The organism is Flavobacterium psychraerolatum, assembly GCF_025960985.1.
In the GTDB taxonomy this organism is placed as follows: domain Bacteria; phylum Bacteroidota; class Bacteroidia; order Flavobacteriales; family Flavobacteriaceae; genus Flavobacterium.
Genome location: NZ_JAOQMX010000012.1, coordinates 1 through 23,719, shown reverse-complemented (window position 1 = coordinate 23,719; position 23,719 = coordinate 1). Strand labels below are relative to the sequence as shown.

Genomic DNA, 23,719 nt, shown 5'->3' with positions numbered 1-23,719 from the left:
ACATATTTTACCTTATTGATGATTTGTTAAGGTTAAAATAACGTTTGCTTGAGGTAAAATTGAACTACTTATATCTTTGGTATTTTATTTAGTTTGTACTAGAGGTTTGTGATAAATTAATTTTTAGTGTTAAAATACAGAAGAAACCAATTATTAAACAAGATAAAAAAATGAAAAAAGGAATTATTTGTTCAAAAATAGCAATGGCTGGACTATTGTTACTTTCGGCTTTACCAACAATCGCTCAAATTAACAAACCTAATATTTTGGTGATACTTGCTGACGATTTAGGATATGCAGACGTAGGTTTTAATGGATCGAAAGATATTATCACTCCCGAATTGGATAAATTAGCCAAAGCAGGAACTATATTTTCTTCTGCATATGTTGCACATCCTTTTTGTGGGCCTTCTAGAACTGCATTAATGACTGGTCGATATCCGCATGAAATAGGTGCCCCTTATAATTTACCTGATGTAGGAATGAATTTGCAAGATGGTATTCCGGTCAAAGAAACATTTATCAGTAATGTAATGCACGATGCAGGATATTACACAAGTGCAATAGGAAAATGGCATTTGGGTTATGGTTCAGAATTTCAGCCTAATAATAGAGGGTTTGATGATTTTTATGGTTTTCTTGGTGGAGGTCATAAATATTTCCCTGAAGATTATAAAGCTCAATATGAAATGCAAGTTAAAAATGGGAATAAACATATTCATGCTTATTTAACTCCTTTGTTACATAATAATACAGAAGTTGAGGAAACAGAATACATGACTGATGCGCTTTCAAGAGAAGCAGTTCGTGTGGTAAAAGAAGCAAAAGAAAAGCAAAAACCTTTCTTTATGTACCTTGCATACAATGCACCTCATGTACCTCTTGAGGCTAAAGAAGAAGACTTGAAAATTTTCCCAAATATTAAAGACAAAGACAGAAGGACTTATGCTGCCATGGTCTACGCTGTTGATAGAGGAGTTGGAGAAATTGTGAAAACACTGAAAGAAAACAAGCAGTTTGAGAATACCTTAATCATTTTCTTAAGTGATAATGGTGGAAATATTCAACATGGGGCCAACAACTTCCCATTAAGAGGTACTAAAGGCGATACGTATGAAGGTGGTTATAGAGTACCAATGTTTTTTCATTGGCCTAAAGTTGTACCAGCTGGAAAACGATTTGATTATGTAGTGTCGGCACTTGATTTTTACCCCACTTTTGCTAATCTAGCAGGTGGTGTAATTCCAAAAGGAAAAAGTCTGGATGGTAAAGATATTTGGTCGAATTTCTTAGCGGGTAAGGATACTCATAAAGATGATTTAATTTATGCAGTACGTTACAGAAGTGGCTTCTCAGATGTTGGTGCTCGAAATGAAGATTTCAAAATTGTAAAAGCGGGTCAAAACAAATGGAAGTTATTCGATGTTCGTAAAGACCCTTCAGAAACTAAAGATTTGAGCTCACAATACCCGGATGTTTTGAAAGATATGGTACATCGTACTCAAAAATGGAGTGAGTCTCATATAACTCCGCTTTGGTATGATAATAAAAAAGTGGAAGAAATGTGGAAAGATACTAACATGCCAAATTATGACAAAGCTTTTAAATTAGACAATTAATTAACCAAACTAAACTAAAAAAATATGAAATACGCATTTAGTCACATCGGAATTCCAACAACAGAAGAAAAAAATTGGGATGGTTTTTATGAACCAGGGAAAATTCATTTTACTGATTTTTCTAAAGATGAATACGGAGTAGAATGGGTTAAGTTTGACGCTGATAGTCCAATGCCAGAAATGATGCGTACGGTACCGCACGTAGCTTATTCGGTAGATAATATGGAGGAAGCACTTGAAGGTAAAGAAATGTTAGTAGAGATTTTTTCTCCTGCTGAAGGAGTTCGTGTTGCGTTTATTGTGCATAATGGTTCTCCAGTTGAATTTATGGAAGTAAAAGAATAAATATGAAAAAAAAATATATAGGTATAAGTTTAGCATTACTATCTTTTGTTTCTCTGGAAGCACAAACGAATACTGCTAGTAGTAAGAATGATAAAAAAGGAATATCGTCAACGGCTGTGATGCCACTTTCTGATCCAACAAATGCAGGTAACTGGGTTTTGAATACAGAAGTAAGTGATGAATTTGATGCACCAACTTTAAATGAAGATAGATGGTATGTCGTAGGGAAATTTGAGAACGGAAAACCAGTTTATAAACATCCAGATTTTCCTAACAAAAAAGTATGGATTGGTCGTGCGCCTTCTCAATTTTCAGGAAATAATTACAGATTGGAGGATGGTAAACTAATTTTGGAAACAAAATGGGAACCTGAGTTTCCGTTTAGTGATGTGCCAGATAAGCCTTGGGGAAAGGACAATACAAGAAGTAAATTTGAAAATTTGACGACAGCTTGCTTGATTGGACGTAAATTTTTCCAATATGGTTATATGGAAATTAAGAGTAAAGCTGCTGATGCTGAAATTACAAGTGCTTTTTGGGCAATGGGTAAAGGTTTGGAGTTAGATATGTTTGAGCATTTTGGTGACCATAGACAACCTAATAAGTTAAAGTTAGATAAAGAATTGTGGTGGTCTATTCATGATTGGACTTTAAAAGGGAATAATAGTGTATACACAGAGCATCATATTTTAGATTTTAGAGTAGCAGATGCTTTCCATACATATGGTGTCGAATGGGATGAAAACGGTATTAAATATTTTATTGACGGAAAACTTTTTACAGAAGCTTCAAAAGAAAAAATTGATGCATGGGCAAAGGAAAAAGGATTCGAAAAAGGATATGTAGCTACAAAACCACTCTCAATTTGGTTAGACCAAGAAACTTTTCCATGGCATGGAGTTCCGGATTCTAAAGAAGATTTAGAGTTAAATAGTCCCGAAGGTAAAAAAGACGATGGCGTAGTAGATTTTGAGATTGAATATGTTCGTGTTTGGCAAAAAAAAAATAAGTAAACGAGAAAGAATTAGTAACTATAAAAAAGATAAATTATGAAACAGATTACTATAACTTTATTAGTATTCTTTACAATGTCAATGGCATTTGCTCAGGATAAATATCAAATGAAAAAAATCAACTATTTTGTTGATGCAGCTCAAAAAGAATTTAATTTGAATAAAAACCAGACTAAAGAACTTTTGGATAATCGTACCGCTTATTTCAATGATTATCAAAAAGTTTTTAGTGCTGCAAAAAATGGTGAAATTTCTCAAAGTGAAAAAAAGACACAAGTAAACGAAGTAAATAATAAGTTTAATAAATACTTCAATGAGTTAACAGGTAAAACTTGGGATGAATTGAAACAGTTTAATGATAGAGTTCGTGAAGAAATGAAAGAACTTTAAATAATTAGGAAGAATAAATAATTAACTATAATAACTAACTTTAAAATTAAAAAAGATGAAAAAAATTGTATTAGTATTCGTAATGATGATTTCGTTTGTAGGAGCTATTGCTCAAAACAAGTCACAAGAAAAGAAGATAAAATATTTTGTAGATTCAGCAACAACTGAATTTAAATTGGATGATGCAAAATCCAAAGAACTTTTGAAAGCGAGAAATACTTACGTTACAAATTACATGGAAGTATTTAGTAAAGCTAAAAGCGGAGAAATTTCTAAAGATGATAAGAAAGAAAAAATGAATGAAGTGAATAGTGCTTTTAATGCTGAGTTTTCTAAAATTACTGGAAAATCTGGAGCTGAACTAAAACCGTTTTTTGAAAAGATGCGTAATGAATTAAGTAGTATTTAATAAGGTTTCTATTTAGAGATTTTTATTTTATTTGTTAAAAACCAGTATCGTTGTTATGATGATACTGGTTTTTTTTATGGGGTAGAAGTAAATGTCTCATAAGTAAGAAATAGAGTGATTTTATTTTAAATCCAAAGATGCTTTTAGTATCATTTTAGTTAATAATGATCTTTACTTTTTAAACGAGTTCTTTGCATTCTTATTTATAAAAAAAGAGTAGTAGTAATTTTTCAATCTCTAGAATTCTTATTGTTGAATTTTTTTGTGTTTTGATAGTATTAGATATTTAAAAATTAATTTAGAAAACAGTACGTTGAGGGTAATATAGTGTATGTGCTGGATAATAAATAAAACAAGGTTTATTTTTATTTGCTATATTTTTGTTAGCTACCCTTAGTTATTTTGTTAAAGATTGTTTTTTATATAATTAGTAGTGTTGGAATTTTGAGGGTTTATTATTAAAATCTGTTTAAATAATGTAAATAGGCTGTTTTATACTTCTGCTAGCAGTTTTGTACAGTTTTTTTCTAGATGGATTACATTGGTTTTTGATAAAAAATGGTTAGTATTGTTTTTTTAATTTTTATTTAATTTTGTTGATATGAAAAGAAGTTTTCTTTTTCTCAGTTTTTTAATGTTGCTTTCACAATCAGTTGTTTCGCAAAATGATTGGGAGAACGAAATAGTTTTTGAAAAAAACAAAATGCAGTCTCGAGTCCCATCATATTCATATAAAAATGAAAAAGATGCTTTGGAAGGTAACAGGGATAAGTCGCGTTTAAAGTTTTTAAACGGTACTTGGAAATTCAATTTTGTAGATAAATCAGAAAAGCGTCCACTAGATTTTATGGGAGCCGATTACAATGGGGATTCTAATTGGAAGGAGATTGATGTGCCTTCTAATTGGGAAATGAAAGGGTTTGGTCAGGCTATTTATACTAATATTGTGTACCCATTTACACCAAATATTTTGGATCCTAGTTTAAAATATGATTGGAGAGGGCCGCAACCTCCTTTACCACCCAAAATATATAGAGATAATCCAGTAGGGAGCTATTATAGAGATTTTGAAGTTCCAGCAGATTGGAAAGAAGAATCCGTTATTTTGCATTTTGGCGGAGTGACTTCGGCTTTTTATGTATGGATCAATGGTCAAGAGGTAGGGTATAGTCAAGGAAGTTGTTTGGCGGCAGAGTTTGATATTACTAAGTATTTAAAAGCAGGGAAGAATCGTGTTGCAGTTCAGGTTTTTCGTTACAGTGATGGGAGTTATTTAGAAGACCAAGATATGTGGCGTCTGAGTGGTATTCATCGTGAAGTATACATAATGGCACAGCCTAAAATAGCATTGAATGATTTTTTTGTAAAAACTAAATTGGACGTAAATTATCAAGATGCAAAATTAGAAATCCGTCCATTATTATGGATGCAAGAAGATGAAGCAAAATTAAAAGGGTATAAAATATCTGCTGAATTATTTGATGCTGATAATAAAAAAGTATTGCCAAAACCACTCTCTGTTGATGTGGAAAAAATATATAAAGAAAGATGGCCTGCTAGAGATATTACCAAATTTGCTTTTATGGAAGCAACTATTAAATCACCACGAAAATGGTCTGCGGAAGATCCTTATTTGTACATTTTGGTTTTTAATGTAATTAATGCCAATGGTGAGGTAGTAGAATCTCGTAGCCAGAAAATAGGTTTTAGAAAAGTAGAATTCAGTAAAAATAATGAATTACTAATCAATGGTAAAGTCGTAAAAATTATGGGAGTGAATCGTCACGACCATGATCCAATAAAAGGGAAAGCCTTAAGTCATGAAGATTTGCGTAAAGATATTGAAACCTTAAAACGTTTTAACTTTAATGCTGTGCGCACATCACATTATCCAAACGATCCATATTTTTATGAATTGTGCAATGAATACGGTTTGTATGTAATGGATGAAGCCAATATCGAAGCACACCATCTAGGAAGCTATATTCCGCAGCAACCTACTTGGGCTGCTCCCATTTTGACAAGAATAATACGTATGGTCGAAAGAGATAAAAATAATCCTTCGATAATTTCATGGTCATTAGGGAATGAAAGTGGTACAGGACCAGCTTTTGCTGCAGCCGCAGGTTGGGTGAAAGATTTTGACCCCTCTCGTTTTATACATTATGAAGGAGCACAAGGGGACCCTGAAGACCCACAGTACGTAGAAGGAGTAGCGAATGAAATTAACAAATGGGATACCTATGCTAACCCAGATGATAAAAATTATGTTGACGTATTGAGTAGAATGTATCCAGATTTGTCGCAATTGGTTAATATGTCTGAGAATGCTCATATCACTCGTCCAATAATTATGTGTGAGTACATGCATGCTATGGGGAACTCTATGGGGGGAATTGCAGATATGTGGGATCAAATACGAAAAAGACCCAACTTAATTGGTGGTTTTGTTTGGGATATGAAGGATCAAGGGATCTTAAAGAAAGATGATAAAGGAGTCGAGTTTTATGCATACGGTGGTGATTTTGGTGATATACCTAATGATGGGAATTTCTGTATCAATGGTGTTTTTGCACCAGATTTAAGTCCGAATCCTCATGCTTTTGAAGCTAGATATGTTTTTCAACCTGTAGTTTTTGAAGCCGTCGATGCAAAAAATTCTGAAATGCGTATTACTAATCGTTTTTCATTTTCTAATTTAGATCAGTATGAAATTCGTTGGGAAGTTTCAGAAGACGGAAAAGTACTTCAATCTGGGGTTTTACCAACTTTAGAGTTGGAAGCTGGAGCTTCAACAACAGTTAAGTTGCCAGTTAAAAGCATTAGGTTTGATGAACATTCTGAATATTGGATTCGCATGAGTTTGCATGAAAAAACAAAACGTTTGTGGGCTGATAAAGGTTTTGAATTGGCGAAAAACCAAATTGAATTACAAGCTAAGAAATCATCATCGACTTTTGTTGCAGCTTCAAAAGATAAAGTTTCTTTTATTGAAACAGCTTCCGAAGTTGTAGTTACAGGGAAAGATGTAGTTGTAATTGTAGCAAAAGAAACAGGTAATTTGATTTCTTTCAAGATAAAAGGGGAAGAACAATTAGCAGCACCTTTGCGACTGAATTTTACTAGACCAGTAATTGATAATGATATTAGAGGTGCGAATTCAAAATCATTTGCGAAATCTAAAGCATTTTGGTCTACTGTAAATAATGGGTTGAAAGTTACATCAGTTGTAGTAAGCAATGAATCTCAGTCTGTAAAAGTAGTTGTTAAAATGGCTATGGATAAAAAGTTGAATTTAAATAAGATTTATTCTGTGAATAATGATGGTACCATTGCTATAAATGTAGAGATGGATGCGGATGAGTCTTTGCCAAATTTAATTCGTTTTGGAGTAACAATGGGGGTTTCAGATACTTATAAAAACACCAATTACTATGGAAATGGACCTTGGGAAAATTATAGCGATCGCAAACGTTCTGCAGAGGTAGATGAGTTTAGTTTGAAAACAGATACTGTTTTTTATAATTACATTTTTCCTCAGGAAAATGGAAATCATACAGATACAAGATGGTTAAAGTTGTCTGATAATAAAGGAAAATCAGGATTACAAATAACAGGTAGTCCATTGTTTGGTTTCTCTATTTGGAAGTATGCGGCAGATAATATAGACAAAGCAAAGCATCCTTATGATTTGAAACCACAAGGATTTTATACTTTGAATTTGGATTTGATTCAAATGTCTTTAGGGGGTACTTTATCGAATAGATTACCAGAGTATGATTTGAAATCAGGTAAGTATAATTTTGAATTCTTTTTGAGTTCAGTAAGAAAATAGTTGTTAGAGATTATTGTTTTTAGTTTTGAGATTGTCAAAATCCACTCCTTAATTGGGGTGGATTTTTTTTTGTATTGTGTAATGTTGTAACTTACTGGTGTAATGCGTGAAGGATGGCAGTGAAGCTCTTTTTTATCTTGCTTTTTTTTGCAAGTTAAAAAAAGCGGGAACGAACAGCCTGACCCGCTTTTTTTTGCGGGGCACGCCCTAAAAAAAAAGTTTTTTTGTGTTTTAAATTTAAATTTTCAAGTTTATTTTATCTTAGATTTAGTTCAATATGTTTGTTTGGGGTAAGAATGATTTAGTAATCGGTAAATTTTGAATACAAAAAAACAACAACTCGATTTAACTTTGTAAGAATCTATTAATCGGATTAAAAATGACAAGTATTAAAACTTTTGTGAGTGTGGATTGGGGAACTACGAATCTACGTTTGAGACTAGTAATGGTTCCAGGCCTTAGTATTGTTGAGGAAGTGGTATCGCCAAAGGGGATAAAAACTATTTATAATGAATGGTTGGAAGTTGGAGGAGATAAAGAAGCCTATTTTTTAAATTTTTTAAAACAACAATTGGCACTTTTTACAACCACTATTGGTTGTGATGTTACCATTGTAATTTCGGGAATGGCGTCCTCTAGTATTGGAATGAGAGAGCTTCCTTATGCTGGTTTACCTTTTAAAACGGACGGTAAATCATTGTACATTGAAAAAATTAAATCTGATATTATTCCGAATTCAATTCAGTTAATCTCTGGTGTAAAATCAGATTCTGATGTGATTCGCGGTGAGGAAGTTGAGATTATTGGTTTGGTAAATAAAGAAGATGAGAATCAGTCCATTGTTTTTATTACTCCGGGAACGCATAGTAAACATGTGTTGTGCGAAAAAGGAGTAATTACCAATTTCTTTACTTACATGACTGGGGAAGTTTTTAGCGTAATCTCTGAGTATACTATTTTGAAAGCTTCGATTGAAAAAACCGAATTTGACGAAACTGTTTTGAATGCTTTTGAAGAAGGGGTTCAAAAAGCTATGGAGGGAAAATCGTTGCTTAATACACTTTTTAAAGTGAGAACCAATAACTTATTCAAAGAGAAAACTAACATAGAAAATTATTACTATTTGAGTGGACTTATGATTGGAGAAGAATTACAAACATTGCGCCATTTGGATTGTGATTACATTAAATTATGTGCTGGTGGTAAACTTTTTGAATTGTACCACAAAGCAATTACGATTATAGGGTTAGAGTCTAAAACTAAAATCATTAATAGTAGTGTTGTGGATTTATCAGTGGTAAAAGGACAATGGAATATTATAAAAAATCAACTATAAAAAAACTAAATTATGGGAACAAATTATAAAGAAGAATTGTTTGATAAAATGCCAATTGTTTGTATAATAAGAAATATTTCATTGGAAGTGATCGAAGAAATATTGCCGCATTATAAAAAAGCAGGATTAACGACACTTGAAATTACGATGAACTCAGACAATGCTTGTGAGATTATCAAGGCTGTTGCTGCCAATCATCCTGAGATAAACGTAGGAGCAGGTACAGTGTGTACTATGGCCGACTTAATGATGGCTTTGGATGCAGGAGCAACATTCATTGTAACTCCAATTATGGATGTTGAAGTAATGAATTATTGTGAAGAACGCAATATTCCAATTTTTCCGGGTGCATTTACACCTTTGGAAATATTTAATGCAAATAAATTGGGAGCTACGGCTGTGAAGATTTTTCCAGCAACACAATTGGGACCAGGATATGTAAAAGATATTTTAGGGCCATTAAATACGATTAAATTATTGCCTACTGGTGGAGTTGATGTTCATAATATTCAATCTTTTTTCCAAGCAGGAGCAATAGGAGTGGGTATGGGTGGATCACTTTTTGATAAAAAACTTATCGAAGCTAAGAATTATGATGCTTTATATGAGCACTTTAAGGCGATTTGTGATAAAGTTATTGCAATTAGATAACAATTGTCTGTGATTGGGTAAATTAGGACTAATAAATAAGAAGTATTAATTTAATTTTACCTATTAGACAGAGAATATACAAATAAAATAATGATATAAAAGTAGTTTTTCACTACTTTTTCTAAATTAAAGATATAAAATGGTAATTGAAAAAATTGAAACGTATGTATTGAAAGATGTGCTTTCGCAAAGCTTTTTCTTCTCACAATGGGAATATTCTGAAAGGAGTATTTGTGTAGTAAAAATAACTTGTTCTGATGGAACTTATGGTTGGGGAGAAGGTTACGGTCCTGCAACTATTTTGGAAGCTGGGATTGAGTTTTTGAAGCCAATGGTTATTGGTCAAAATCCTTTGGAAAATGAAGTGATTTGGAATGGGATGTACCGTAGAACATTAGATTATGCTCGAAGAGGTATACTAGTAGCCTCGATGAGCGCTATTGATATTGCGATCTGGGATTTAAAAGGTAAAATTTTAGGACAATCTGTTTCTACTTTATTGGGTGGAGCACACAGAACTAAAATTCAACCGTACGCAACAGGTTTGTATTTTACCTGTCATGAAGATCCCTCTAAGGATTTTGAAGAGGAAGCTAGGTTGTATATGTCTCAAGGTTTTAAGGCTATGAAAATGAAGGTAGGTCTTGGTATCAAAGCAGATGTTGCTAACGTTAAAAAGATGCGTGAAATCATTGGTCCAGATATTCAACTGATGGTCGATTCTAATCATGCTTATACTTTAAGAGAAGCAATAGAATTATGTCGTTTGATTGAGCCGTATGATATTGCCTGGTTTGAAGAACCTATTTCACCAGAATTCTACAGTCAATACAATGAATTGAGACAAAAAACTTCTATTCCAATTTCAGGAGGAGAATGTGAATATTTGCGTTTTGGTTTCCAACAATTGATACAAAATAAATCGGTTGATATTTTACAGCCGGATATTTGTTCTAGTGGGGGACTTACTGAGGCGAAACGTATCTCGGCCTTGGCTAGTGCCAACGGAGTGGATATTGTTCCACATACTTGGGGGACAGCAATAGGTATTCACGTTGCTATGCATTTTATAGCTAATTTAGAATGTATACCAGGTAGAATGTACCGACCTAATTTCTTGATGGAATATGATCAAACAGAAAATGGACTTAGAGAAAAGTTGACTTTTCCTTCAATAGTCATGAAAGATGGTTATATTGAGGTTCCTAATCGTCCAGGTTTAGGGATTGATGTGAACGAGGATGTTTTAAGAGAATACGCAATTACAAAAGATAGAGTTAAATTAACGGTATAATTACCAAATTGAAATACCATGAATACACAAAATTTCGGATATAAAAAATTATATATAGACGGTCAATTGGTTGATGCTGAAAGCGGTCTAAAAACAGATGTTATTTGTCCTGCAACTGGTGAATCTATAGCAGAAATTGCATTGGCTGGAAAAGCAGATGCTGAAAAAGCATTGATCGCCGCTCAAAAAGGATTTAAATTTTGGTCGAAATTATCTTTGGCTGAAAGAACGGCTTGGATGACCAAATTAAGAACGGCTATTTTCGAAAGAGAAGCAGAATTGCGTTCGGCTATGGTTCACGAAATGGGGAAAACCTATGCTGGATCTGCAGAAGATATTGAGGCAATTACCAACGCATTAGAGTGGTATCCTGCAGCAATGAAAAACCGCAGAGAAGAGCAAATACCGGATTACGAGCACACGCATACACATAAGATGGTCGAGCAGGCGGCAGGTGTAGCCGTGGCTTACTTGGCTTGGAATTTTCCATTATTGAATGTTGGTTTCAAAATTGGACCCGCATTGGCAGCCGGATGTTCTTTGATTATCAAACCATCTGAAATGTCACCATTATCAAGTTATATTATTGGTGAAATATTACATAGTATAGATTTCCCTGCTGGTGTTGTAAATATTTTGGCGGGTCCATCTGCCGAGGTAGCTACTACTATGACAACGAGTACAATTCCTGCTGTTTTGACCATGATTGGTTCTACAGCAACTGGGAAGAAAATCATTGCAGATAGTACTACATCAATCAAAAAATTAGGAATGGAATTGGGTGGAAATGCGCCTTTTATTGTTTTTGAAGATGCTGATTTCGATACTGCGCTAAACTTAGCGATTGGATTGAAGTTTGGTAACTCAGGGCAAATATGTGTGGCTGCCAACAGAATTTTTGTTCACAAAAATATTTATGATAAATTCTTAACGGCTTATATCGAAAGAGCATCTAAAATTAAATTAGGGTTTAGTATTGATCCTAATGAAACCGTTGATATGGGTCCTGTAGTAGATAGAAGAGCTAGAAACAGAATGTTTGATTTAGTTGCCGATGCTGTAAGTAAAGGAGCGAAATTAGAGTATGGTGGAAAAATTCCTGAGGGCTTCCCAGAAAATGGAAACTGGATGGAACCAACTGTAGTGTCAGGAATCACAACCGATTCTCGTTTGTTTAAAGAAGAAACTTTTGGACCAGTAGCTGGAATAATGAGTTTTGAATCGGATGACGAAGTACTAGAAATGGCAAATGACACCGAGTATGGATTAGCATCTTACATTTTTACAAATAACCATAAAAGAATTCAACGTTTTACAGAGGATTTAGATTTCGGAGAAATTCAAATCAATGGGGTAAAATATGCAATCTACTTGCCTCACGGTGGAATAAAAAATAGTGGAATTGGTCATGATTGTTCGCACTTAGCCTTGGATGACTATTTAGTAAAAAAGAGAGTGTCAACCGCACTTTAATTAAATTTAAGTTTTAACTAACCAAAATATAATGGATACATTAACGTTATCTTTTTTACTTGTCATTTTTGCAAGTATCTTTCAAGGTTCTTTTGGACTAGGAATGAAGTTTATGGCTCCCCTTAAATGGGAAGCTTGGTGGCTTGTACACTCTACTTTTGCTTTAATTATTCTACCAACTGCATGGGCCTACTTAGTAGTGCCAGATTTGTTCGAAGTGGTGACAAGCGCACCTTCAGACGTAATTATTGAAGCTATGATTTATGGCGGATTATGGGGAATTGGTGGAATCCTTTTTGGTAAAAGTGTGCCATATATTGGTATTTCTTTGACTTATGGGATTGTGATGGGTGTTTGTTCTGCAGCCGGAGCTTTAATTCCTTTGTTTATGAATGCTGGTGAAACTGACAAGCCTTCTTTTCCATATATCATGGTGGGAGTACTAATTATGTTGGTAGCAATTGCTATTACCGCTTATGCCGGGATTCAAAAAGATAAATTGACACATGCAGACGAAAGTACGGAGAAAGTAAATCTTACAGCAGGTTTGGTAATCGCAGTTTTAAGTGGTTTATTATCTGCTGCATTGGCTATTGGTTTTGGTAAAGGAGAATCAATTGGTAAATTGGCTGAAGCATCTGGTGCTATTGCTCGAAATGGTAGTTTGGCTATCTGGGTAGTAGTTTTATGGGGTGGTTTTGTAGTTAATGCAGGGTATTCTTTATTTTTATTAGCTAAGAACAATACATGGAGTTCTTATTCAACACCTAATGCTGGAAAAGCCTATTTATGGTCAATTGGAGCTGCAGTACTTTGGTTCGGTGCACTTGGAATATATGGTCAAGGAGCCACTTTGATGGGAGATATAGGTAAAATTATTGCTTGGCCTATCATGTTGGGGTTATCACTTATTGTGGGTAACGTTTGGGCGTATACCAACAAAGAATGGGAAGGTGCTAAGAAACCTTTCAAAATCCTATTATTTGGGGTATTTGTATTGATCATCGCTGTAATCATTACAGGGTATTCTGGAACATTGAATGGATAAAATTTTAAAAGAGCTTTCCTTAAAATAAATTATCCAGTCATTATTTAGCAGAAATTTCAAAAAGAATTACTATTTAATTTAAGTAGATGTTTTGTAATTAAGAGAGCAACTGCTTTTAGAGTACCTGGAAAATTTTAATAGTCTAATATATATAAAGTTCTTTACACCTTTTGGGTGAAATTAAAAGAATAATTAGTTTTATGCCTATTGTCACATTGAGCTTGTCGAAATATATCTTATATTTCGGCAAAAGCTCAGGACAATCTACATTCAGACTGACATTTTAGTTATAAATGACTTTTAGTTTAGAAAATCAACGCTTTTTTTAGTTAATCTTAGTAATTTCATCCAACTGGGTGATTCTTTATCGTTAAATTATTTAGTAGATTTTAATAGGGTTGCATTTTTACAACAGTGGTAAAAAATCAGTTATGAATCAACTGAGCAATATTTTAAATTTATAAAAAAGTTACATTTTAATAGGAACCAAAAACTAACCAATAAATACAATTTAATACACTATTAACCATGAATTCATATAAAAGAAATGCATTTACCTATGCCACAATTGTAGCCTTTGGTGGTTTTGTTTTCGGCTTGGATGCTGCTGTAATTTCAGGTACTGTAAAATTTATAACCGAAGAATTTTCTCTAAACCCAATGCAATTAGGTATTGTAGTAGGATCTCCAAGTATTGGTGTATTGTTGGCTTTGTTTTTTGCTGGTAGTGCTTGTGATAAATTTGGACGAAGACAAACATTGAAAATTATTGCATTTCTTTATGTTATTTCAGCAGTAGGGGCAACCTTTTCACCATCATATTGGTCCTTAGTCGCTACACGATTTTTAGGAGGTTTAGCCTTTAGTTCTATCTCTGTAGCTTCGATGTATATTGGAGAAATTGCACCGCCCAAATGGAGAGGAAAACTAGTTTCTATGACTCAAATAAATATTGTACTGGGTTTATCTGCTGCTTATTTTGTAAATTATCTAATTCTTTCGTATGCGAATTCAGATGCTGCTTGGGTAAATGATTTAGGTTTAAAACAAAATGTATGGAGATGGATGTTGGGTTCTGAGATTGTACCTGCTGTAGCATGGTTAGTTGCTCTTTTCTTTATTCCAAGAAGTCCAGCATGGTTGTTATATAATGGAAAAACGGAAGAAGCTAAAAGAACGCTTAGTAAAATATACCCTAAGGAAGAAGTTGGTGTTATTTATGATGAAATGCAAACTAGTATGAGTTCAGAAACGCAAGATCGTTCACTAGTTGCTCAATTGAAAGAAATTTTCAGTAAAAAAATGCGTGTGATTTTAATTATTGCCACTACCATTGCAATAGCGCAACAATCAACAGGAATCAATGCAATTTTATTTTATGCTCCAACTGTTTTCGAACAATTAGGAGGTGGTTCTGATGCGGCATTTATGCAATCAATTTGGGTGGGTTTGACCAGTGTTGTGTTTACTATTTTAGGTTTAGTATTAGTAGATAGATTAGGACGTAGACCCTTAATTATTTGGGGAATGGCCTGGATTATTATTAGTTTAGGTATTTGTTTTTACGGCTTTCAAACAGCTAGATATACATTAACTGAAAAAGCAATTACAGAGTTGTCAACTATTAAAAATGTAGAACGATTAACACCTATTGCTGGTGTAGAATATGGTAGTGATATTGCCTTCAAAAAAGCGCTGGAAGATAATTTAGGAGAGGTAGATGCGAGAAACTACGAAAGTGTTTTGATACAAAAAGCCGCTGCTATTAATTCTATTTTAATTTTAGTGGGGATTCTTAGTTTTATTGCAGCTTTCCATTTTTCGGTTGGTCCGGTAATGTGGGTTTTGTTTTCGGAAATTTTTCCAAATTCTATTCGAGGGATAGCAATTCCATTTTTTACTTTGATTACCAGTGTAGTCAGTATGTTAGTTCAAGTATTTTTCCCCAAACAGTTGGCTACAATGGGAATAAGTTATACGTTACTTTTTTATGCCATCACTGTTGCAATAGGTTTGGTGATACTTTACCGTTATTTAGTAGAAACAAAAAATATGACTATTGAAGAAATTCAACTAAAGCTTCAAAGCAAATAATTTTAGGCTACACATTAGATTGAAAATTTCATTCTATTGCCAATAAAAAATAAAAATTATGAAATATATTCGAATTTATGCACTTGCTTCTTTAAGTGTGGTAGGTTTTTTGAACGTAGGCTGTGCGCAAACGAAGCAAAATAAATCAGCTGTCCAAAATTCATCTAAAGCTGCAACGGTACTTCCATTTTCTGATCAAAAAAATGTAGGCGGTTGGGTTCTTAATAAAGAAATAAGTGATGAATTTGAAGGGACTACTATAGATACTACTAAGTGGTTTGTAGAAGGTCAAAATGAAGATTATTATATCTGGAAAGGTCGTGCTCCTTCTCAATTTGTGCCACACAATGTGAGAGTAGAAAACGGAAAATTAAAATTGAGAACAGCTTGGGAACCAGATTATCCATTTTTTAAAGAAAGTTACACCGATGGCAACATGGGAACATCAAAATATGGAGAGTATGAAGGAAAACCAATGCCTATAACTACAGCAGGTGTAATTTCCAAAAAACGTTTTTTGAACGGGTATATGGAAGTGAAATCTAAAGTTGGTAATGCAGCTATAACAGCAGCTTTCTGGGGAATTGGTTACGAACAAGAGTTGGATGTTTATGAACTGATGGGAAATCCTAAAGTAAAAACAGGAAACATTAAGGAAAACTCTTATTTGGCAACAGCGCACGATTGGAGTCCACCAGCAAAAAGACCTACAAATGTATTCCAACATACCGAAAATTTACCGTATAGAACGGCAGATGACTTTCATGTTTTCGGAGCAGAATGGGGTGAAGATTTTCTAAACTTATTCATCGACGGAAAATTAGTACATCACTTTACCCAAAACGATGTTGGTTTGGATTGGGTACTGAATAACCCAATGGAAATCTGGTTGGATTCGGAAATATTCTTTTGGTTAGGAATGCCACATAAAGAGGAACTTCCAGTAGATTTCGAAATTGAATACATGCGTGTTTGGCAAAAACCATCGGATAATTTATTGGCAAAAGACAAAGCTTTTTACGGTTTTGAAGGCCCTATTTTATTCGAAGAAATCCCAAGACCTTTAACCATGGTTCCTGAAGATTCCACACCAAATGACTATCAAAAATTTTGGTTAATTGATGAAGCTTCTGCTAAATATTTAGAAATTGTAGAAGGTGATTATGCTTCAGGTGTAAACAGTCTTCGATTTGCAGGATATGGTAAAAACGAAAAACTAGAAGTGCCAAAGGTGTCAGCGATAACTCCTGAGGGATCCATCAATTTGCCAGCAGGTGATTATACTTTTTCGATGAAAGTATGGTTAGATCAAGGTAAAATTGCAGATAAAATTCATGTGAGTTTTCAAAATCCTAAGTTAGAAATTGAATTCAAAGATTTGGCAAAATTAGCCCGTCGTCAGTGGGTTACTGTTGAAGCTACTATTTCGAAACCAACTGCATCAGCAAAAAATGATCAACTTAAAATTGAATTAAGAAAAGAAGATCTTCCTAAAGATAAAGCACCTAGGATTTTTATTGATGACATCACGATAAAAAAAACAAAAAAGTAAAAAAATAAATCAGATTACACTATAAAATATATATTATGAGTACTATTTCAAACATTCATAGCAAAGCAATAACGAACACTTCCGAGAGTCCTTTTGTAAAGTTAAAAAGCATCAATTTTGGAGACTGTAAATGGAATACCGGATTTTGGGCTGACAAAGTAAAAAATGCCGAGGAAAAAATGCTTCCTTACATGGGAGATTTATTGTGTGGAGATATTGGTCATGGACTTAACAACTTTAAAATTGCTGCCGGAGAAAAAGAAGGTGTGCACAAAGGTTTTTACTGGCATGATGGAGATTTCTATAAGTTTATGGAAGCCAAAATGTACGTTTATGGCCTAACTAAAAATGAGTCTTTATTAAAAGAATTAGATGAGTATATTGGTGTTATCGGACGCGCTCAAGAAGAAGACGGATACATTCATACCCATGTTCAAATTACAGAAGGTGTAGATCGTTTTGAAAATAGAAAGTACCATGAAATGTATAATTTCGGTCACCTTTTTATAGCGGGTTCTGTTCACTATAGAATTACAGGACAAAAAAATTTCTTGGATATTGCCGTAAAAATGGCCGATTTACTATGTGCTTATTTTATGCCAGACACCAAGCATTATCAACGTTTCGGTTTCAATCAAACACAAATCATGGGATTGGTTGAATTGTACAGAACTACCAGAAATGAAAAGTACTTAAAGCTTGCCGAAAAGTTTATCAACCGTAGAGGGACTTACGAAATTAAACACGATTCGACTACGTTAGGTTATCCAATTGGAGATATGGTTCAAGAAAGAACTCCTTTTAGAGAATCTAAAGAAGCAGTTGGTCATGCCGTTTTAGCATTATACTATTACGCAGGAGCTGCAGATGTATATGCCGAAACAGGTGAAAAAGCACTACTTGATGCATTAGATGCACTTTGGGAAAATGTTACTGGTAAAAAAATGTATGTAACAGGTGCTGTTGGTCAAGCGCATTATGGAGCTTCGACTAATTTGGACATGATTGAAGAAGGGTTCATAGATGCGTACATGATGCCAAACATGACAGCCTACAATGAAACTTGTGCCAACTTGTGTAACGCTATGTTTAGCAGCAGAATGATGGCCATCAAGGACGAATCAAGATATGCAGATATTATTGAATTGGTTTTATATAACAGTGGTTTATCAGGAATTAGCATCGAAGGAAAAGACTATTTTTATTCGAATCCTTTGCGAATGGTGAACAATTCAAGAAATTATGATTCTCATTCCGATGTTACTGAAAGTCCTGTAAGACAACCTTATTTAGAATGTTTTTGTTGTCCTCCCAACTTGGTAAGAACTATTTGTAAAAGTTCAGGATGGGCGTATAACTTGTCTGAAAATGGAGTTGCAGTGGTTTTATTTGGAGGAAATAATCTAATCACAAATATGTTAGACGGTTCACCTTTGAAATTATCTCAAGATACTGATTATCCTTGGAAAGGTCTGGTGAAAATCACAGTTGACGAGTGTAAGGATGCTGCTTTCGAGATTAAAGTTAGAATTCCAAAATGGGCTGTTGGAAGTACTTTGAAAGTAAATGGAGAGTCTGCCAATGTTGAAGTAAACCCAGGTAATTTTGCTGTTATAAACAGAACTTGGAAAGCAGGGGATACCATTGTTTTGGATATGCCAATGGAGGTAACTTTAATGGAAGGTCATAATAGAATTGAGGAAGTAAGAAATCAAGTAGCTGTAAAAAGAGGACCTATTGTTTATTGCATAGAAACTCCAGATTTACCAAAAGAAGTGTCTATCTTGGATGTATATTTGAATGGAAATACACCACTTCAAGCCGTACATAAAGCTGACTTTTTAGGAGGTGTTACCGTTGTTGAAGCAGAACTTTTATTGAGATCTGGTAAAAATGACGATATGTATCAAGCGATTACTAAACCACAATTTGAATCGTTTAAAACACAGTTAGTGCCTTATTATGCGTGGAGCAACAGAGGACAGGCAGAAATGACCGTATTTATGCCAATTGTTTGGTAGAAAATAATCAATATGAAAATGAAAAAAACAGCTATAGCATTTGGTGCGATTTTGTTGACATCGATTTCTTTTGCTCAAAACAAAGGAATCGTTGATAATACAAATAGTCCAAACGTAAAATTAAAGAGCATAAATATTGGTGATTGTCATTGGACTCATGGATTTTGGGCAGATAAATTTAAAATCTGTGAAGAAAAAATGTTGCCTTATATGGGCGAGGTTTTAATGGGAGATGTAGGTCATGGTTTGAATAACTTCAAATATACTGCAGGTCTTGAAAAAGGAAAGCACAAAGGTTTTGCATGGCATGATGGAGATTTTTACAAGTGGATGGAGGCATCTTCTTATGTGTATGCACAAAATAAAGATCCAAAAATCTTAAAACAATTAGATGACATCATCGCTATTATTGCAAAAGCACAATTGCCAAACGGTTATTTGCAAACTACAATTCAGTTAAGCGATAACAAAATTGATCCTTTCGAAAACAGAAAGTATCACGAGATGTACAATAGTGGTCACTTGTATACGAGTGCTTGTATTCATAACCGCGTTACAGGAAAAAGAAACTTTTTGGATATCGCTATCAAACATGCAGATAACTTGTATTCGGTATTTTTTCAAGACACAAAGCAATACGCTCGTTTTGGATTCAACCAAACTCAAATTATGGGTTTAGTAGAATTGTACCGAACTACAAAAGATAAAAAGTACTTAGAATTAGCAGAGAAATTCATTGACCGCAGAGGACATAATGGTATCGAAGAAAATTCAACTACCAAAGGATATCCAGTAGGAGATATGGTGCAAGAGTTTACACCTTTGCGCGAGTCTAATGAGGCTGTAGGACATGCTGTTTTGGCTTTGTACTACTATGCTGGTGCTGCTGATGTAGCTGCCGAAACAGGAGAGAAAGCACTTGTTGATGCATTAGACAGACTTTGGGAAAATGTAACCGAGAAGAAAATGTATGTTACTGGAGCTGTAGGGCAAACACACTACGGAGCTTCTACAAACAGACAAATGATTGAAGAAGGATTTATCGATGAATACATGATGCCAAACATGACGGCATACAACGAAACTTGTGCTAATATTTGTAACTCAATGTTCAGCTACCGCATGATGGGATTGAACGGAAAATCAAAGTATGCAGATGTTATCGAAAATGTATTGTTCAATAGTGCACTTTCTGGAATCAACTTAGAAGGAGATAAATACTATTATTCGAATCCATTACGTAAGATTCACGGATCTAGAGATTATTCGAAAATGAATACAGAATACCCAACTCGTCAATCGTACTTAGAGTGTTTCTGTTGTCCTCCAAACTTAGTGCGTACCATTGCATCAGTTTCTGGATGGGCGTATAGCTTGTCTAATAACGGTGTTTCTGTGAATCTATATGGTGGAAACATTTTGGATACTAAATTGGTAGATGGTTCTAAATTAAAACTAGAGCAAGTATCAAATTACCCTTGGGATGGAAACGTAAAAGTAACTATTAACGAATGTAAAAAAGAGGCATTCGATATGATGTTCAGAATTCCAAACTGGGCCAAAGGAAGTACATTAATGGTAAACGGAGCTGATGCTGGAGTTACTATTGTGGCAGGTGAGTTTGCGGTGGTTAACAGAAAATGGAAAAAAGGAGATATCGTAACTCTTGAAATGCCAATGGAAGTAAAATACATGGAAGGAAACGGACGTATCGAAGAAGTACGCAACCAAGTAGCTGTAAAAAGAGGTCCAGTTGTATACTGTGCTGAATCTTCAGATTTACCAAAAGGAGCTAGTATTCTTGATGTTTACCTTTCTGGTGATTCTAAATTTGACGTAAAATACCGTCCTGATTTCTTAGGTGGTGTTACAGCAATTTCTACAGATATGATGATTCGTAAAGACAAAAAAACAGATGCAATGTATCAAGCCGTTGCAAAACCAGTTTTGGAATCTGCCAAAGTACAACTTGTACCGTATTACGCATGGTCAAACAGAGGTGATTCTGAAATGACAGTTTTCTTACCAATTATTTGGAAATAAAATTTTTTAAAGTTGGTTTAACTTTTAAAACGTTGATAGTAGCAATACTGTCAACGTTTTTTTTGCATAGGCTTATACTATTTTGGGCGTGACCCTCCGTAAAAACTACGGCTCGGGCTATACATTGCAAGTCCTCAACAAGTTCCGCTATCGCTACACTTGTTTGCGGGCTTTTCATTTCTATCCCTCACGAAAAAAGATAGTGTACCGCATTCAAAGGAACTAAAGATTAGCTTATAAATTGAAATTATGAATAACGAGTTCGTCACTTCGAGGTATAATTTTTTTTAAAAAAACGTAATATAAAATGAAGTTATTTGAATTTTTGTACTTCTAGTTCCTTTATTGAGAGTGGTTTGGGGTGTGTGTTTTTAAGTATTTGTAAATTAATTATTTAATGTAAAAAGTCAATGGTAGTCTTTTTATGTAGTTAAACGGAATAAAAATGTATCGAGAAGTCGTATTATTTCACTAAAGTTCTTGATATACCTTTATCTCCAAAAGCTATCGCATTAGAAGACAAAACCACTACCATTGACGTGTGCCAAAAAGTGTTTTGAGTATAGTTTTAATAGTAAATTTTATTTGGATTAAAATTGCTACAATTTCTCTAATCCGTGTTCCAAAAAGCCTGCTAGGAAACTTACTATTTTAAAACCTTGCGCCTTAGCATCTTTGCGGTGAAAAGTTCTAAATGGAATTAATGAAATTAGTCAAATTAATATCCCGCTCCAAGTTCATTTTTTTGCGTAATCGGTGGCGAGCAACATGTACACTACCTAGAGAAATTCCTAATAAATGTGCCATCTCTTTGCCTGAAAAGTTTAGTTTAATCAAAGCGCATACTTTTAAGTCTGCAGCGCTTAAATCTGGAGATTTTTCTTGAAGCCGATCGTAGAAATGTTCGTTTAGTTCCATGAACTGATTATTGAAAGAATCCCACAAACTCACCGATTTTTTTTCGAGCTGCTGAATTACTTTTTTTGTGTTGTGGTCAGTGTTTGCATTTTCAAGGTGCGATTTTAAGGTCTGAATGATTTCTTCCTTTTCAATTAATTTAAGCATGTTAGCAGTCAGTTCCTTGTTTTTTAGCTCTATTTGCTTTTTGGTGATTTCCTCCTCTTTTTCATGTTTTATAGTTTTCATTTTGCTACGAAAGATCAATCCTAAAATGATAGCAATCAAAACAATTCCAAAAAAGAAAAATCGGAAACGAAACAAAGCCTGATTTTGTTTTTCAATTTTTAAACTTTGGTCGCGCAGTTGGTTATTTTTATTTTGTAACTGATCTTTATACCTGTTTTTAATAGTCAAAAAACCTTGGGTGTCTTCATTTCGAGGATTAAGATAAGTGTCATTAATCAATTTGGATTCGTGTAAATTAAGATAAGCATTTTTATAATCGTTGATTTTAGATAACAAATCAGCATAACGTAAAAAAACAAAAGAGCGGTAAAAGGTATTCTCACCATTGCTGTCTTTAATGTGTAATGCTTTTTCGAAATAACTTTTTGCTGCCGAATAGTTGTTTTGGCGCTCATAATTAATTAGCCGTTCTACAATACAAAATCATAAAAAAGCTATTGTCTGTAACACTTAGGTTTCCGTTGGCTTCCAAATTTTCCATGCGGTTGCAGAGATTCAATAATAAATCCAGCGCTTCTTTAAATTGTGAATCAAATTCATGTTCAGAAACTACTTTTTCATCTAAGTATAATTTGTAAATAGGATCAATTTTAAATTTTTCAGCAAGAGATTCACAAAAAGCTACCTGTTCATTTAGTTGCGATACATTTTTTATTCGCTGATAATACATCGCTAAGTTGTAATGAGATCGATACAATTGAGCGTAACTAGCAGCACCTTGCAAGCTAACTTTAGAATAATAAGCATGTGCTTGTTTAAAGTGTTCACCAGCCTCATCATCTTGTTTAAAAAGAAAGTGGAGGGTTCCAAATTCTTCATGTGCTTTTGCAATTAATAAAGGATTTTTAAATTCCTGGGCTATAAACAATGCTTCACCAGAATTGACAAAAGAATCTCTGTAGGCGAGTGCAGCACGATCAGCTGCACTCAAAGAAATTAATACTTTGATAATTTGAGCGGTATCTTTTTTTGCTAGTGCCTCCTTATGTTTCTTTTTTAGTAAATTAATTGCTTTTTTTGGATTCGATTGATAACTAACTAATCCTTCTGCTGTATAACTTTTAAATTGCTGTGCATTAAGGCATGTAAGGTTTATTAATATTACTAATAACAAAAAAACAATAATAATAAAAATAATAATTTATTATTATTTTTATTTGTTAAGTATTTGATATGTAGTATTTTAGTTATTTTGTTTCTTATTTTTTAAATAATAGTAAGTTAATATTTTTTTAAGTTAAAATTACTTGTTGTTAAGTTTTTGTAATCAGATTTCTTATTTTAATAAGTATGGTTGCGTGTACATTCGTAATGTATTAATAACCAATTGTAATTCAAATTGAAATGAAAATAACTTTTTTGAGGTAAGCAGTTAAATTCATATCTTTAAAGTATTGAAAAACATAGAAATAATGGAAATTTTTAAAGGTCAAAATCTCATAGAGTTCTC

At 33.8% G+C, this 23,719-nt stretch carries 17 protein-coding genes; 15 read left to right on the top strand and 2 right to left on the bottom strand.

The window, feature by feature from the left end; all coding sequences use genetic code 11:
- Window positions 1-170: 170 nt before the first annotated feature.
- The 15 genes from M2326_RS06465 (at window position 171) to M2326_RS06395 (ending at window position 21,123) form a co-directional block, all read left to right on the top strand.
- Window positions 171-1,619, top strand: coding sequence for an arylsulfatase B (locus M2326_RS06465; protein WP_264618740.1), 1,449 nt, complete (start codon window positions 171-173; stop codon window positions 1,617-1,619).
- 24 nt (window positions 1,620-1,643) lie between these two features.
- Window positions 1,644-1,964 (top strand): hypothetical protein, encoded by a 321-nt coding sequence (locus tag M2326_RS06460; protein WP_264618739.1) that lies wholly within the window; start codon window positions 1,644-1,646, stop codon window positions 1,962-1,964.
- 2 nt (window positions 1,965-1,966) lie between these two features.
- Complete coding sequence (locus tag M2326_RS06455; protein WP_264618738.1) at window positions 1,967-2,977, top strand: family 16 glycosylhydrolase; 1,011 nt, start codon at window positions 1,967-1,969, stop codon at window positions 2,975-2,977.
- Between the two features lie 36 nt (window positions 2,978-3,013).
- The gene (locus tag M2326_RS06450; protein ID WP_264618737.1) at window positions 3,014-3,367 is read left to right on the top strand and encodes a hypothetical protein; all 354 of its coding nucleotides are present in this window, start codon (window positions 3,014-3,016) and stop codon (window positions 3,365-3,367) included.
- Between the two features lie 55 nt (window positions 3,368-3,422).
- Window positions 3,423-3,776: a hypothetical protein gene (locus M2326_RS06445; protein ID WP_264618736.1), complete on the top strand. Its 354-nt coding sequence runs from the start codon at window positions 3,423-3,425 to the stop codon at window positions 3,774-3,776.
- A gap of 601 nt (window positions 3,777-4,377) precedes the next feature.
- On the top strand, window positions 4,378-7,611 hold the full coding sequence (locus tag M2326_RS06440; RefSeq protein ID WP_264618735.1) for a glycoside hydrolase family 2 TIM barrel-domain containing protein: 3,234 nt from the start codon (window positions 4,378-4,380) through the stop codon (window positions 7,609-7,611).
- Between the two features lie 379 nt (window positions 7,612-7,990).
- Window positions 7,991-8,947, top strand: a complete 957-nt coding sequence (locus M2326_RS06435) for a 2-dehydro-3-deoxygalactonokinase (RefSeq protein WP_264618734.1) — start codon at window positions 7,991-7,993, stop codon at window positions 8,945-8,947.
- 12 nt (window positions 8,948-8,959) lie between these two features.
- Complete coding sequence (locus M2326_RS06430) at window positions 8,960-9,598, top strand: bifunctional 4-hydroxy-2-oxoglutarate aldolase/2-dehydro-3-deoxy-phosphogluconate aldolase (RefSeq protein WP_264618733.1); 639 nt, start codon at window positions 8,960-8,962, stop codon at window positions 9,596-9,598.
- A gap of 139 nt (window positions 9,599-9,737) precedes the next feature.
- Window positions 9,738-10,892, top strand: a complete 1,155-nt coding sequence (locus tag M2326_RS06425; RefSeq protein ID WP_264618732.1) for a mandelate racemase/muconate lactonizing enzyme family protein — start codon at window positions 9,738-9,740, stop codon at window positions 10,890-10,892.
- 18 nt (window positions 10,893-10,910) lie between these two features.
- Window positions 10,911-12,365 (top strand): NAD-dependent succinate-semialdehyde dehydrogenase, encoded by a 1,455-nt coding sequence (locus M2326_RS06420; protein WP_264618731.1) that lies wholly within the window; start codon window positions 10,911-10,913, stop codon window positions 12,363-12,365.
- A gap of 31 nt (window positions 12,366-12,396) precedes the next feature.
- Complete coding sequence (locus M2326_RS06415) at window positions 12,397-13,413, top strand: L-rhamnose/proton symporter RhaT (protein WP_264618730.1); 1,017 nt, start codon at window positions 12,397-12,399, stop codon at window positions 13,411-13,413.
- Between the two features lie 528 nt (window positions 13,414-13,941).
- On the top strand, window positions 13,942-15,507 hold the full coding sequence (locus tag M2326_RS06410; protein ID WP_264618729.1) for a sugar porter family MFS transporter: 1,566 nt from the start codon (window positions 13,942-13,944) through the stop codon (window positions 15,505-15,507).
- A gap of 58 nt (window positions 15,508-15,565) precedes the next feature.
- Complete coding sequence (locus tag M2326_RS06405; protein WP_264618728.1) at window positions 15,566-17,059, top strand: family 16 glycosylhydrolase; 1,494 nt, start codon at window positions 15,566-15,568, stop codon at window positions 17,057-17,059.
- 35 nt (window positions 17,060-17,094) lie between these two features.
- A complete protein-coding gene (locus M2326_RS06400) occupies window positions 17,095-19,080 on the top strand; it encodes a glycoside hydrolase family 127 protein (RefSeq protein ID WP_264618727.1) in 1,986 nt (661 codons plus the stop codon).
- An 18-nt stretch (window positions 19,081-19,098) separates the two neighbouring features.
- Window positions 19,099-21,123 carry a glycoside hydrolase family 127 protein gene (locus M2326_RS06395; RefSeq protein ID WP_264618726.1) on the top strand — a complete coding sequence of 675 codons (2,025 nt, stop codon included), beginning with the start codon at window positions 19,099-19,101 and terminating at the stop codon, window positions 21,121-21,123.
- Between the two features lie 690 nt (window positions 21,124-21,813).
- Here M2326_RS06395 and M2326_RS06390 read toward each other — a convergent pair.
- Window positions 21,814-22,545: a helix-turn-helix transcriptional regulator gene (locus M2326_RS06390; protein WP_264618725.1), complete on the bottom strand. Its 732-nt coding sequence runs from the start codon at window positions 22,543-22,545 to the stop codon at window positions 21,814-21,816.
- A 121-nt stretch (window positions 22,546-22,666) separates the two neighbouring features.
- Window positions 22,667-23,383, bottom strand: coding sequence for a hypothetical protein (locus M2326_RS06385; protein ID WP_264618724.1), 717 nt, complete (start codon window positions 23,381-23,383; stop codon window positions 22,667-22,669).
- Window positions 23,384-23,719 lie beyond the last annotated feature (336 nt).